15 protein-coding genes, 1 pseudogene and 2 CRISPR repeat arrays are annotated in these 14,647 nt (G+C 31.2%); of the genes and pseudogenes, 2 read left to right on the top strand and 14 right to left on the bottom strand.

All coding sequences use genetic code 11. The features are described from left to right. Positions 1-76 precede the first annotated feature (76 nt). A CRISPR array of direct repeats spans positions 77-433; the repeat unit is 30 nt. A 257-nt stretch (positions 434-690) separates the two neighbouring features. Then, positions 691-985: a CRISPR direct-repeat array (repeat unit 30 nt; unit sequence ATTTAAATACATCCTATGTTAAGGTTTAAC). Between the two features lie 664 nt (positions 986-1,649). Beyond that, positions 1,650-2,849: an FprA family A-type flavoprotein gene (locus J2Z24_RS05645; RefSeq protein ID WP_035151872.1), complete on the bottom strand. Its 1,200-nt coding sequence runs from the start codon at positions 2,847-2,849 to the stop codon at positions 1,650-1,652. Positions 2,850-2,914: 65 nt separating this feature from the next. Further along, on the bottom strand, positions 2,915-4,822 hold the full coding sequence (locus J2Z24_RS05640; protein WP_085059172.1) for an acyl-CoA dehydrogenase family protein: 1,908 nt from the start codon (positions 4,820-4,822) through the stop codon (positions 2,915-2,917). Positions 4,823-5,473: 651 nt separating this feature from the next. Here J2Z24_RS05640 and J2Z24_RS05635 point away from each other — a divergent pair. Continuing rightward, positions 5,474-6,190 (top strand): CoA transferase subunit A, encoded by a 717-nt coding sequence (locus J2Z24_RS05635; protein ID WP_035151890.1) that lies wholly within the window; start codon positions 5,474-5,476, stop codon positions 6,188-6,190. An 11-nt stretch (positions 6,191-6,201) separates the two neighbouring features. After that, positions 6,202-6,870 (top strand): 3-oxoacid CoA-transferase subunit B, encoded by a 669-nt coding sequence (locus J2Z24_RS05630; RefSeq protein ID WP_035151874.1) that lies wholly within the window; start codon positions 6,202-6,204, stop codon positions 6,868-6,870. 72 nt (positions 6,871-6,942) lie between these two features. On the opposite strand, the gene J2Z24_RS05625 is transcribed toward J2Z24_RS05630, so the two are convergent. The 12 genes and pseudogenes from J2Z24_RS05625 to J2Z24_RS05575 form a co-directional block, all read right to left on the bottom strand. Then, entirely contained in the window at positions 6,943-7,875 is a 933-nt protein-coding gene (locus J2Z24_RS05625; protein ID WP_035151875.1) for an exonuclease domain-containing protein, read from the bottom strand. A gap of 620 nt (positions 7,876-8,495) precedes the next feature. Beyond that, a pseudogene (locus J2Z24_RS21275) lies at positions 8,496-8,732 on the bottom strand (type II toxin-antitoxin system PemK/MazF family toxin); the annotation flags it as partial. Positions 8,733-8,925: 193 nt separating this feature from the next. Then, complete coding sequence (locus J2Z24_RS05615; RefSeq protein WP_035151877.1) at positions 8,926-9,192, bottom strand: hypothetical protein; 267 nt, start codon at positions 9,190-9,192, stop codon at positions 8,926-8,928. 138 nt (positions 9,193-9,330) lie between these two features. Then, positions 9,331-9,657, bottom strand: coding sequence for a YkgJ family cysteine cluster protein (locus J2Z24_RS05610; protein WP_051593430.1), 327 nt, complete (start codon positions 9,655-9,657; stop codon positions 9,331-9,333). Continuing rightward, positions 9,635-9,784, bottom strand: a complete 150-nt coding sequence (locus J2Z24_RS05605; RefSeq protein WP_156950274.1) for a hypothetical protein — start codon at positions 9,782-9,784, stop codon at positions 9,635-9,637. The genes J2Z24_RS05610 and J2Z24_RS05605 overlap by 23 nt, the downstream gene beginning before the upstream one ends. Before the next feature lie 20 nt (positions 9,785-9,804). Continuing rightward, the gene (locus tag J2Z24_RS21895; RefSeq protein ID WP_206538624.1) at positions 9,805-9,870 is read right to left on the bottom strand and encodes an SEC-C metal-binding domain-containing protein; all 66 of its coding nucleotides are present in this window, start codon (positions 9,868-9,870) and stop codon (positions 9,805-9,807) included. Then, entirely contained in the window at positions 9,867-11,525 is a 1,659-nt protein-coding gene (locus J2Z24_RS05595) for a hypothetical protein (RefSeq protein ID WP_035151879.1), read from the bottom strand. The genes J2Z24_RS21895 and J2Z24_RS05595 overlap by 4 nt, the downstream gene beginning before the upstream one ends. A gap of 87 nt (positions 11,526-11,612) precedes the next feature. Next, positions 11,613-11,738, bottom strand: coding sequence for a hypothetical protein (locus tag J2Z24_RS21595; protein WP_276512140.1), 126 nt, complete (start codon positions 11,736-11,738; stop codon positions 11,613-11,615). A 171-nt stretch (positions 11,739-11,909) separates the two neighbouring features. Further along, entirely contained in the window at positions 11,910-12,371 is a 462-nt protein-coding gene (locus J2Z24_RS05590) for a hypothetical protein (RefSeq protein ID WP_146750607.1), read from the bottom strand. 95 nt (positions 12,372-12,466) lie between these two features. Further along, positions 12,467-13,027, bottom strand: a complete 561-nt coding sequence (locus J2Z24_RS05585; RefSeq protein ID WP_111947736.1) for a hypothetical protein — start codon at positions 13,025-13,027, stop codon at positions 12,467-12,469. Between the two features lie 144 nt (positions 13,028-13,171). Further along, positions 13,172-14,170 (bottom strand): hypothetical protein, encoded by a 999-nt coding sequence (locus J2Z24_RS05580; RefSeq protein ID WP_111947735.1) that lies wholly within the window; start codon positions 14,168-14,170, stop codon positions 13,172-13,174. 213 nt (positions 14,171-14,383) lie between these two features. Then, a complete protein-coding gene (locus J2Z24_RS05575; protein WP_156950272.1) occupies positions 14,384-14,551 on the bottom strand; it encodes a hypothetical protein in 168 nt (55 codons plus the stop codon). Between the last annotated feature and the right edge of the window lie 96 nt (positions 14,552-14,647).

The following is a 14,647-nucleotide window of genomic DNA, read 5'->3' as shown; positions in this document are numbered from 1 at the left end:
TGCCATTTATAAAAAATAGCAGACTCCTTAGTAAAATTTTATTCACTCTCAACTCTCAGTTCTCAACTTTCAATCGCTTGAAAATACATCCCATGTTAAGGTTCAACACACTACCGTTCCGAGCTTAACGTTAAGCTCGCCAGATTTAAATACATCCCATGTTAAGGTTCAACTCCACAACTACTGCCTTAAATATTATATACAGGAATTTAAATACATCCCATGTTAAGGTTCAACCTGATTTCTTGCCATTGCTCTTAGAATTAATCTTATTTAAATACATCCCATGTTAAGGTTCAACCGCCACCCATATCTTTAGCAGCTACGCCTACTGCAAATTTAAATACATCCCATGTTAAGGTTCAACCTAAAATCTCCCATTTTCATATCAGCCACATAATCAATTTAAATACATCCCATGTTAAGGTTCAACCACTGCAAAATCAGCATTCCTTAAAATTAATAGTAGCATATAGCCATTGGAATCTCAAGGTTTGTTTAAAAGTTTACCAGGTGATTTTGTAAAATATAATTTTCTATAGAAAATACTATGTAAAACACTAACATTATTAGCTTTATCCTACTTTTATTTTGCAATTCACTTGGGAAAATTAATAATCTGCTACTTATAAAAAATAGCAGACTCCTTAGTAAAATTTTTATTCACTCTCAATTCTCAACTTTCAATTGCTTGAAAATACATCTCATGTTAAGGTTTAACATAATAAAAGGTGAAATAGAAGGATTTATTGAACAATTTAAATACATCCTATGTTAAGGTTTAACCATACAAAGATTATATAACAATTCTAATATACAATAATTTAAATACATCCTATGTTAAGGTTTAACAGCTCTACTGTTCTTAGTTTCTTCAATAGAAGTGATATTTAAATACATCCTATGTTAAGGTTTAACGATTTAACACAACAAGAATTAGGAGAAAAAATAGGGCATTTAAATACATCCTATGTTAAGGTTTAACACTGTAAAATCAGCATTCCTTAAAATTAACAATAGCATAAAACTATTGAAATCTCAAGGTTTGTTTAAAAATTTACCAGGTGATTTTGTAAAATGTAATTTTCTATAGAAAATACTATGTAAAACACTGACATCATTAGCTTTATCCTACTTTTATTTTGCAATTCACTTGGGAAAAATTAATAATCTGCCATTTATCCGATGACTACCCGATCTAATACTCCCATCGCACTCTGTGAAAGCGATTCACACCAAATCAAAGATTTGGGTTCTCTGCTTTTCTTCAAAGTGGGAGTAAAGAGCGGCTACATCCCTGGATAACGATTTCCCCTAAAGGATAACGACTTCTAAGGAGTAAAACTCCTAAGAATTCTGTTAATAAAGCTTCAGTGGGAGTAAAAACTCCTTCTGAAGCCAAGAACTCTGTTTATAAAAAATACCAAATTCCTTAGTAAAATTTTTATTCACTCTCAACTCTCAACTCTCCATTCTCAACTTTCAATTGCTTGAGAATACATCTCATGTTAAGGTTTAATGACTATATTTGTATTATGCTAAACTTCAAATCTTATAATGCTGGTATTAAAAAGTCCATAAAAATTAAAGCACATGCATCTTTCCCTAATTCACAGGATCAGCTACATGTGCTTTTCATTATTTTTTAATTATTTCATTGATTTAATAATGCTATCAGCAAGGGCATCCATTGAATCCCCATCTTCTTCTTTCATGCTGGAGCTTATTGACATCTCATCATCTAAAACAGTCATTTCTTTCATCTCATCTAGAAGTTCACGCATCAATTTGCCAGACTGAGGAGCCCATGAACCATTTTCTATAAGAGCGAAGGTACGTTTTTGAAGATTTAATGCCTTCATGTCCATTAAATAATTTAGCATTGGTGGATAAATCTTTAAGTTGTAAGTTACGGAAGCAAGAACCACATGACTATATTTAAATGCTTCAGAAATCAAATAGGATACATGAGTTTTTGAAACATCATACATAACCACATTGGTCATTCCCCTTTTAACTAATCTTGTTGCCAAGTCATTGGCAGCAGCTTCAGTGTTTCCGTACATTGTTGCATATACAATCATTACACCCTTTTCTTCAGGTTCGTAACGACTCCACTTATCATATTTATCTAACAAGTATCCAAAATCATTACGCCATACTGGTCCATGTAGTGGACAGATAACCTTTATATCTATAGTGCTTGCCTTCTTTAAAAGAGCTTGAACATGAGGGCCATATTTGCCTACAATGTTTGTATAATATCTTCTAGCTTCATCAATCCAATCTCTATCAAAGTTCATCTCATCATTGAATAGCTTACCATCTAAAGCACCAAAAGTTCCAAAAGCATCAGCGGAGAATAGCACACCATCAGTAGTATCATATGTCACCATAGCTTCTGGCCAATGTACCATTGGAGCAGACACAAATACAACGTTATGTTTTCCAAAGGACATAGTGTCTCCTTCTTTAACTTCTGTCACCTTACCATAAATCTGGAACCCGAACTGACTCATAAACAAAGAAGCTTTTTCGGTACATACAATCTTCACATCTGGATAACGAAGAATAATTTCTTCAATACAAGCTGCATGATCCGGCTCCATATGATTTATTACCATATAATCTAAAGGTCTATCCCCTAAAACCCCTTTAATATTCTCAAGGAACTGACGGCAAATTGACCAGTCCACTGTATCAAAAAGTACTGTCTTCTCATCTAAAAGTAGGTAAGAGTTATAGGAAACACCTCTTTCAATGGGATGAATGTTTTCAAAGAGAGCCAGGCGACGATCATTGCCACCAACCCAATAAAGATCCTCAGTTATATTTCTAACACAATACATAAATTTAACCTCCTTTACATTAAACCACATCATTATATTTACTTACAAAAATTATACTTCTATAATTATACTTCTATAAACATATCCTTTTCTTCACCACAAGCTGGGCAAGTCCATTCTTCAGGTAGATCTTTAAATAATGTACCTGGCATTATTTCCCCTTCTGGATCACCTACGCCAGGATCATATTCATAACCGCATCCATTACATACATGATATTTCCAAGTTGGAGCAACTTTCTTTGGAACAGCTCTCTTCATCTTCTTCATTGGTGGAGCCTCCTTCTTTGCTTCTCCATTATCTAAAGCAGCAGTGAGTATTGGTAATATCTCCATTAAATCTCCAACGATACCATAGTCTGCGTTCTTAAAGATTTTAGCATTAGGATCTATATTAATAGCAACAATTGTAGAAGCATCCTTTATACCTTTCAAATGCTGACCTGCACCTGAAATACCACAGGCAACGTAAAGATTTCCTTTAAATTTCTGTCCAGACATACCCACATAACGATTTAGTGGTACATATCTAAGGGTTTCAGCTACTGGACGAGAAGAACCTATAGCTGCACCGGCTTGAACTGCCAAGTCTTCTATAAGCTTCATATTTTCTTTTTCCCCTATACCTAGACCTACGCTGACTACTCTTTCAGCTTTGGTAATAGGAGTATCCAAAGGAATTCCAACTGTGAAATCATAGCCATCTTCTTTAAGCGCTTTTACAAGAGCGTTAACTCTTTCTTCAGCAGTTCCTTCGTTGAAAATCACTTTCTTACGATAACCTGTAGCAGGTTCACGTTTAGAACTTCTACCAATAGCATTGTTCTTTGGCATTTTTCCTATGATGCTAGAAGATATAACTAAACGCTGAATTTCATTAGTTCCTTCATATATTGTACAAATCTTAGCATCTCTGTAAGCACGCTCAACTTCCATGCCTTTCATATAGCCGCTTCCACCAAATATTTGAAGAGCGTCGTTGACAATCTCAAGACAAACATCTGAAGCATATTGTTTTGCCATAGCAGCTTCCATGCTGTAGCGTTCATGATTTTCCTTAAGCTCTGCAGCACTATAAACAAGTAATCTAGCTGCTCTAAGCTTTGTAGCCATGTCAGCCAACTTAAAAGCTATAATCTGTTGCTGACAAATAGGTCTTCCAAACTGAATTCTCTCCTTTGAATACTCTAAAGCATTCTCATAAGCACCCTGAGCAATACCAAGAGCCTGAGATGCTATACCAATACGCCCACCATCTAATGTGGACATAGCAATTTTAAAACCTTCTCCCTCTTTACCTAATAGATTTTCTTTAGGTACTTTTACATTATTGAAAATCAACTCTCCAGTGGCAGAAGAACGAATACCCATTTTGTCATAATGCTTTCCAAAGCTAAAACCTTCCCAGCCCTTTTCCACAATAAAGGCACTGATACCACGAGTACCTATATCTGGTGTAGTAACTGCAAAAATAATATAAATATCAGCTTCACCTGCATTGGTGATAAAAATCTTTTCACCATTTAAAATGTAATGATCTTCTTCTAGAACAGCAGTAGTCTCTGTACCACCAGCGTCACTACCTGCATTTTCCTCAGTAAGACCGAATGCTCCAAGTTTCTCTCCCTTTGACAGTGGAACTAAGTATTTTTGCTTCTGCTCCTCTGTTCCATAGGCAGCAATTGGATATGCTCCCAAAGATGTGTGGGCAGAAAGAATTACACCTGTACCTCCGTCCACTCTTGATAACTCCTCAACGGCAATTGCATAGCTTATTACATCCAGTCCTGCTCCACCGTATTCTTTTGCATATGGTATTCCCATCATACCCATATCAGCTAATTTATGAACTGCTTCCCAAGGAAATTTATTTTCCTGATCCAACATAAATGCAATAGGTTTAACTTCCTCTTCAGCCAGCTCTCTGATTTTTGCTCTCAAATTTTCATGTTGTTCTGTAGTTTTATAAAACATAAATACACCTCCGCTTTAATCAATATATTTTACTGCATAAAGCACATTTTGAAACATATTCCTTAAAAGTATACTCAATCCATCTACTTTTATTGTATACCTAAAAGGTATATTTTTCAACCCCTATTTAAAATTTTTTATAATAATAATTTATCAAGTGATTTTTAGATTCATAAATTATAAAAATTCTAATGTTTTAATCTATAATAACCACCTGATATAATATTCATATTCATGCTCATACTATAATATCCCATGGTTTAATTATGTTGTATAATATAATACTAACGCTCTAAAAGTGTTGTTAAAAAAATGTAAAAGATGCTGTCGCAGTAGCATAAAAAATATGCTAACGTGGCAGCTTTTTTTGGTGAGTTCATTCTTTCTAATGTTAGAGCAGCTTTTATATGTTTACGAGTATCTTATAAAAAGCTCTTTAGATAATATACTTTCAATATTTGGATAAATGTGGTATAATAATCATTATATAGGAATAATTATTATTAAATAATAATACTAATAATTATATAGGAACAATAATTATTATATAGGAATAATAATAATGTAAGAATTAAATTTCTAAGAATAGGAGGGTTGTTTAAAAACAAATAGTCCTTGTTAGATTATAAAATTTGGGAGGTATATAGAGAAATGACAAAGATTAAGACAATACAAGAAGCAGTAGAAAATATTAAAGATGGAATGAAAATTATGACAGCAGGTTTTTTAGGAGTAGGTGCTCCATTAAAGATGATAGATGCATTAGCAGAGACAAATGTTAAAGACCTTACACTTATTCAACCTGTATCTTCTCACCCAGGACAAACTCACGATATTGGCAAGCTTGTAGCAAATAAACAAATAAAAAAGTTTGTAGGGTCACATATTGGAACTTGTCCTGAAATACAAGAACAATACAATGCAGGTACATTAGAAGTTGAATTTATACCTATGGGAACTGTAGTAGAATGTATAAGAGCTGGGGGGGCTGGACTTGGCGCAGTTATAACTCCAACTGGTATTGGAACTGAAATTGAAAAGGGAAGGGATAAACTTACTATAGATGGAAAAGAATATTTAGTATTTCCACCAATAAAGGCAGATGTTGCGCTAATCAAGGGATATAAAGCTGATAAACTTGGGAATATCGTATATAGAGGAACAACTAAAGGAACAAATACAATTATGGCACTTGCAGCTGATTTAGTTATAGCTGAAGTAGATGAAATTGTAGAAGTTGGTGAAATTTCACCTGATAGTGTTGGAACACCAGGAATATTGGTAGATATAATAGTTCAAGGAGACTCTTTTAAAGAGAGAAAAGAATATTTTGAAGATTTATGGACAGGAACTAATAAAATGAAATAGGGGGAGAAATGATGAATAGTAAAGAGATAATTGCAAGAAGAATCGCTAAAGAGTTTAAAGATGGAATGGTTGCTAATTTAGGATTCGGTATACCAAACATGGCTGCAGACTATTTGCCAGAAGGAATGGAAATAATACTACAATGTGAAAATGGTGCATTAAAGTTTGGTGCAACTCCAAGCATAGGTGAAGCTGATCCTGACTTAGCTAATTCTGGTGGAGCTCCAATTACTTTATTGCCAGGAGCATCAACATTTGAAATGGATCTATCTTTTGCAATAATAAGAGGTGGACACGTTGATATAACTGTATTAGGCGCTTTAGAAGTGGATCAAGAAGGAAATATTGCAAACTGGAATATACCGGGAATTTTTGCACCAGGTATGGGCGGTGCAATGGACCTTTTAGCAGGAGCAAAATATGTAATAGCTGCTTTAAGTCATAGTGATAAAAAAGGTAATCCAAAGGTGCTAAAGAAATGCACATTACCTTTATCAGCTAAAAAGTGCGTTGATCTTATAATTACTGATAAAGCAGTTATGAAGGTTACAGATAAAGGATTAGTATTAATGGAAGTGGCACCAGATGTAACTGTTGATGAAGTAGTAAAGACCACTGAGGCTGATTTACTAATAGCTGATGATGTTAAAAAATGGAAATATAATATGCTTATATATTAGTTTTACCATAAGTCTTCCACTCTTCTGAGTGGGAGATTTGTTTTTATGTAAAAAACTGCCACACTAATTATTTTAGTGCGACAGCTCCTTTGTTTTTAAAAATTCCTCTTCATTTAAAAACTTTATACCCTGTCCCTTTGCATTTAAATCCACTGCTTTTTTAAGCTTATTACTCATTTCTTCTCTATGCAAATCTTTTATATCTTTCATATTAGTCACTAAAATTGTCGTCTTTTTCGTAACAGAACTTCCCGTGGTTCCTCCAAATCTTCTAACTAATAACATAGCTTCATCTCTTGACATAGAGCATAACCTTCCAGTAAACACCACCACTTCATTTTTAAACTCATCATCTTTTAACCTTTCAAATACACTTCTTTTTTTATGAACATAAATTCTATTAGATGTTTTCATTACCATTCCTTTAATCTGTGATGGTTTATATCCATTATTATGTACAGTTCCAATAGTTACCCCTACTAATTTAGAAATTTCATTAATATCATCACACTTTAATTCTTCTCCTATATTTAGCAATATGTTACTACAGGCAAGTGCATCATATAGTGCATCATGGTGCTTAAACTCATATCCCAAGAAATCATTTACTGTATTTAATTTTGCATTTTCAATTCCTTTATAAAAGTTTTTAGCAAGTTTCATTGTACAAATATACTTAAAATCAGGTATCTCTATATCATAAAGTTCTGAGGTTTTCCTTAGAACTGATATATCAAAAGAAGCATTGTGAGCTATTACTAAATTTCCATGGAAATAATGCTTAATCTTCTCCCATACTTTATCAAACTCTTCTTCATTCTCAACCATACCTGGTCTTATTCCATGGATTCCAATATTAATTGGCATAAATCTCATTTCCTTGGGTCTTATTAAATGATATATCCTTTCTACAACATGTCCATCCTTTACAACAGCAATACCAATTGAGCATGGACTATTTCTTTTTTCATTTGCAGTTTCAAAATCTATAGCTATAAAATTCATTTTATTCCTCCATATTTTTAACCATTAATGTACTCCAGCAAAATTTCATGCTCTAATTCCTCCATGCTCTGTAAATTCTTAAAAATTAATCCCATAACAACATTATAACCTATCATCAACAACACATTCTATACTACCTATGCATATGTTGTATTTTTACAGGAATCAGTCCCCTATTGTTCACACCCTGGTCATGGCTCTGAAGCATGGGGTGAGGTTGCTACTAAAGAACTATCAATGTATTTCTTTCATAATCAAAGCAACATAAAACAAACCTCATTAATAACAAATTACTTTGGTTCAGTTTTCAATGAGGTTTGTTACTAAAATTAATGATTTAAGTATAGTAACTATTTAAATAGCCTTTTTTGTTCTTTTCTCACCTGAAGCTTTGCTTTTTACTTATTCTTTTTACAACATTTTTCATGAATATAGTTTTCATATCCTTCAGCTCTGCAAATTTCTTTGCTATTAAGCAACACATTAATTCCTCTTACTTTAATTATTTTTAATAATATTATATCCAATAACACTGTATGATTAAATATAATTTTTCATTTTTATCAATAACAAAAACACCTACCATTTATAGATAGATGTTCTTTGTTATAAATAACACTTTATTTAATCTCTTCTTTTAATAAATCACCGATTTGAATTTTAACCTTATCAATTATCTCTTTTTTGACACTTCCAAATTTTTTAACTACTATATATTTAGACAATGTATATATTTTATCTACTCTAATACAAGAAGTAACTTTAAGCGACCCTTCTATTAAATCATTATTTGTAAATTGAATTGAGCAGTCTTTTGACTGTAAATTAGAAGTTATTGCTGCAACAACTATATCCTCTGTTTTACAATTATACTGTTAATTAGATAATACTAGGACAGGTCTTTTCTTACTTGATGTTAAATCGCTGAAAGGAATAGGTATAAGTAATATATCTCCTTGCTTATACATCACTCCACACCTCATCATCTATATCATTATTCCAAAAATCCAAACTACTCTCACTTACTTTCTGCAAATCTTTATATAATTATTATAACCTATTATATAAATAATTTTTAAGAACATTTAACTCATTTTCATCTTCAATCCATTCCCATGCATTTTTACTTAAAATTATATTCTTATACCTTGTATATTTTATTATTATTTTAATTATGGAAGTTTTATCATGAATATCTAAGATAAAGTCATTCTCCTTATAATTTACAAACTCCCTATCTATAAATTCTTTAAATTTATTTAAAAAACTCTCTATAGATTCACTTAAAATACTTTTTTCATTCCAATATCTAAGCACTTCAGTATTATCAATATATTCTTCATTATTTTTATTTATATCTTCAATGTTATCCTGATTTGTATATTAAATACCCCATACCCTAGTTACAACGTAAGCGTCAAAGTTTTAGCACCTTTAATAATTCCAAGGATGGTGTTAAAATATCCTAGTAAGACTTGCAAAATCAATTATACTAAGCAAACTGAATAATCTTTCTGGCTTATTTGTAAATGGGTACTCTCTACATCCTTCTGATTTACACTTTTCAATCTCACAAGCACCATTTTCAGTTAGAAAGCAGCATGGTTTCCCTTTTACCTCATATCCATTGATAGTCTCCTCTATATACTTATCCATAAATTCTTTCTTTGTTATTTTAAGTAGCTTAGAAACTTGATCTATTTCATTTTCTTCAAATGTTACTAAATACTCTTTGCAGCAATTTCTGCATTTACTGCAATCATAATTTTTTAAATAATTCATTATGTAATTCTAAAAATTGCTCATCTAATTCATCTATATCTGCACGATTTTTTAAGTATGTTCTAAATTTATAATTTTCGCTTTCAACCTTTTCAAATTCTTCTTTTATTTTTGATGTTTCTATCACAATACCTTCTCACTACTTTACTATTTTCCACAACATTTTTTGTACTTCTTACCACTTCCACAAAGACACGGATCTTTTCTCCCTATTTCAAAACTTCAAATTCCGCTTTAAATGCTCTCTTCTTAGAATAGATTTTTTTATAATTCTCTATAATATTTATCTTTGTGCCTATATTACCATGTGATTCCATTGTTTCTCCTAGTGCAGATATGAGTACTGCTGCTTTGTAATAGCTTCCCCTAAAACCTCCACCTACAACTGCATCAGTTCTTTTGTCAACCTCTGAGTGTAGCCAAGTAATATATTTTTCATATTGTTCACTTGTTATTTTAATTTTGTCCTTCCAGATAAAAAAACGTTCAACTAAATTTTTATCATCATCATTTGAATAATTTAGCCTACATTTTAAGCCTTCTATTAATTTTTCACCGGCCTTAGAAAGGCTATGGCTTTGGCCTAAATATAGAATAAATAATGGTACAAATATACCCTTACTATTATTACTCCAACCTAAGTAAGTTTTATCTTTCTTACATTCTTCATAAATATAATCGAATTCTCCATTAAAGAAACGAAGTATTTTTTTATGTTCCAGTGAAATATTATTGATTTTCATTTGATTGTTAATATTATTAAAATCTATAAATGATTTTTCAGGTAATATTCTTAGTTTCATAGTATTAATATCTGTTATATTCTCATAATTTTCAGCTTCAAAAAGTCTTAAATAGTGGTTTAGTGTTGATTCCGAATGAAAAGCTGCTTTATAGCATTTCCAAACAACTTCTGTATGTCCTAATTCTTTTGCAGCCTTTGCAGTTAAATCTGCCACCTTGCCTCTAATATTTAACTCTTCATTCAGTAAACTAATCGCTTCTAATCCTATTTTTTCACATTCAGTATCTTTTCTTTCATCAATTAAGTATTCACATGCTCTTAAATACAAAACAGGGTGCTTTTGTACCATTTCTCTAGCTGTGTCACATAACATTTCGATGTCCCCTTGAAGCATACAAGCCTCAAAAAGTAAGTTTCCTGCTAAGTCTCCATCTTCACACTTCAAAAAAGCAATCCATTCTTCTAAAAATACACCTATTCCTACTAACTCTTCTGTCCCTATAGTAAAAAATTCTTCCAGCTTTATATCTCTTGAAATATTCAATTTGATATAACTATAAATTGCCTGTACCCTCTCTTCTCCATTAGAAGTTTGATATTTTGCATATAGTAAGTTAAGAACTATTTTCTTTAAATTTAAAGAAACCAAGTTTTCATCAACTAATTCTTCAATTCCTAATTCCATTATCTCTTCTGAGTCACTATCATATGCTTGAAATACCATATCTATAAGCAAATTGTATAAAACTGAAGCTTTTTCATATTTTTTTTGATATAATAAGTCTTCAGCTACTTGAAATGCAAAAGTTAGCTTTTTTCCTATTTCATAGGTATCATAATACTCATAGGAATAATCTCTCCAATAATTTTCACCATATACTTCACAATAACTACATTCAAAATAAATATCTCCATTTTGTATTTTTTCACACCACTCTTGTATTTCTTTAATATCATAAATAATCTCGCCACAGTTATTTTCACCATTTAGAGAATTTAAAAATTTACATCTTTCATTTTCTTGAATTGTACGTGCTAAGTTATGTATCCATTTTTCTTTCTCTCTTTCATCCATAGTAGCTAGTTTTTTATCCACCGCTTTGATAAACTCATTATAATTCATTTTTTATTACATCCTTACTATATTTATTATTTTTGTTTTTCCAAAAATCCTTACATAACTGAATTGTTTAACATGGGATTTTTTTATTTAGAATGATATTTTATCATCAAATTCTCTCGGATAATTAAATTTATTTCCACCATATACCTCTAAATCTTCTCTAAATACTCCATAAGATATACCAACTTCAGTAAAACCTGCAATATATTCCATACCATATAATCCTGCTAGGTATTCTTCATATTGTTCTTCAGTTCATATTGCAACTTTGCCTTTTTTTGTTTTCTTAACCTTCTTACTCTTGCTCATTAAAAATACATTTCTCCTTATTTGTGTTATTCTTTATTACTTTTAGTAAGTTTTTTAAATTTTTTCAACCAGTTTCTAACAAATAGCTTTCCCGTCTACTATAGAGTAAGCAATCTCGTATCCATCTGCACATCGAATATTGATACATTTATCAACTAACTTATAATCTTGTATAATGTCTGTCCCACCGCAAGCCCATATTTTCTGTCCTTTTTCATTTATCACAAATACTCCAAACTCATGTATCACAATAATTAGGCTCAAATCTTCTACATGAATTATTGAAAAGACAAGTGAATTCAATGAATGTCTGAAATCTACAACTTTTGATTCACAATTAATACATACAATCTCGTTCTCAAATGAACAAACTATCTTTTGAGTTTTCGGAAGGATTAAAATATTAGGTTGTAATCCATGCCAATCATACTTTATTCCAATGGAGAATTTCTCTTCACAATGCAGTGTTATTGTATCATACGTATCTGAATAATCTTCATTGTAGCTTAGTAACAAACTTGAATCACACGATTCCAAATACTCACAAAATTCATATTCATTTTCAAATTTTTGTAATGAAATAGCTTTTTCTCCAAATGCAATTTTCAAAAATAATCGCCTCTTTCTATCTATTATTTTTTAATTTGAGATAATATTTCTTCTATTGTTTGTGGTTTAACTCCTTTTCCACCTCTTACTATGATATTTTTTAGCACATTATCATCCCACAGCGTCTGCAACATAGCTCCTCTATCAGGTCCCATTATAAAAGTCTCTCTTGTTGTGCCAGTCCAATTTAGAGTAGGTTTACCTGGTAACTCTTTCGCAACATAAGACATTTGTTCTACCTTAGATATACTGCTGTTATCTAAGTAAGACTCACGTATTTTCTGCATAATGTATTCTCTGTTCTCAGGAGTATCAGTAATCCCCATCTTTTTTGCTAATTCACTTTCCATTCCAGCTGTTCTCTCGAGATTGTGTTGATTCCCTGTTGCTTTTCCAAAAAGATAATCCAATTTCTTTCCAAAATCGGGTTCAGCTTTACCCGCCCCCTTAGCCACACTACCTCTACCTTTAATAATTTTAGCTTTACCTTTCCACTTTATAGGCGAAACAGAAACATTCCCTGTTAATACTTTCGGTTCATTAGTATAAACAAGTTTATAACCATATAATTTATTGCTAATCACTCCACCATCTTTTGTTACTATATCATCATTAGGAAGTTCTATTCCATTAAATGTAGGTGGAGGACATTCTATTAAATCGTAAATATAAGTATATCCCTCTTTTTTATAAACAGAGTTCTTAGGAGTTTTACTCCTTAGAACTCGTTATCCAGGGACATAGCCACTCTTTACTCCCACTTTGAAAAAGATGGGAGTATTAGAGTGGGTAGTCATCGGATAAACTATTTGCTTAGGCAAATTAGATATCTCATTTGGAAAATATGTCTTAAATCCTACATCAATTCCTAAAACATTACATTTAATGTATTTCCATGCTTCTTCATATGTAAATATAGTTTCTTTTATTTTCTTATATTCATCTTCTCCTAAAACAATTTTTGCATATTCTAGTATTTGCTTTTCTTCTGCTGTTAATTCTCCTGGATTTTTTAACATTAATTGTCTTACTTCATTTTTATCTACTTGTCCATTTTCTGAAATAATAGAAACATCTCTAAATTTAGATATCCCTTCAGTTATTCCTGATATTTTTGAAAATACAGAACATATATTGTCTTCCATATCTCTTACGTCACTACAATATACATTAAATGAATTATCAAAGTCCGTTAAACTCATTGTTTGATTTCTTAGTGAATTCTCTGCATTTTCAACATCTCCTTCAATAGAAAATGATGTAAAACTTAAGCTATTTGCTAAATTTAATATTTCTTCAAATTTAGAATTCATCCTTCTATAATAATCGTTTGTACATTCATTAACATTATTATTTATTGGAAATTGTCCTCCATATTGAAGTGAAATAACTCCCATATCATCACTTGTAAGGGCTGCTCCTCCACTCCTCTTTATACAGTTTTCAAAATCCTCGCTACGCTTTTTTAATTGAACTGCTTTTGGTTTTTCATCATTTTCTAAAGCACTTTTCATATATTTTATATCTTCTTCTAGCTTTGTATAGAATTCCTGCTTTTTAATATGATTTTCTAAAAATTTATCTTTTGCTTCACCTGACCATCCTAAGTCAGTAAGTTCTTTAACTGCTTTATTAATATTTTCTTTTTGCTCTGATAGTATCTTTATGAAATTTTCATATTCATTTATTGTATTAGTTAATTCACCAATGTCTAACTGAAAATCCATCCATATTCTCCTATATACTGATTTGCTTTATTGCATATCAATATTAATACAATTGACAATATATATCTATTTTTTACATTAATATTAATGTTCTTCCTTTATTTTAATAATTTTGTATATTAGTGTTAAGTTTGATGTATTTTTCCTAGAGAACAAATGTATCCTCATATTGGATATCATTCCAATACAAAGATGATTCTTTTAAAAAATCCATTAATGTTGTATATTTATAGGATATTTAAACCTTTTGTAGCAAAGACTTAATATTCCTTCCTGAAATGCAAATTTGTTCTTCTGATGTTCATCAATAAATTTTGCTTGATATCTATCTACATCTACTATAGTTTCAAATTGCGGTAGTCTATTTTCTTTTCCACACAATTCCTAGTACCCAAATAAGTGTTCAATAGGCTACTGTTGTTGCATCAAAAAAATATATACTTGTTGACAATGGAAATAATTTAATAATGAAAAAAA

This window comes from Clostridium tetanomorphum, assembly GCF_017873215.1.
GTDB classification, from domain to species: Bacteria; Bacillota; Clostridia; order Clostridiales; family Clostridiaceae; genus Clostridium_AO; species Clostridium_AO tetanomorphum.
This window is presented reverse-complemented; position numbering and strand designations above follow the sequence as displayed.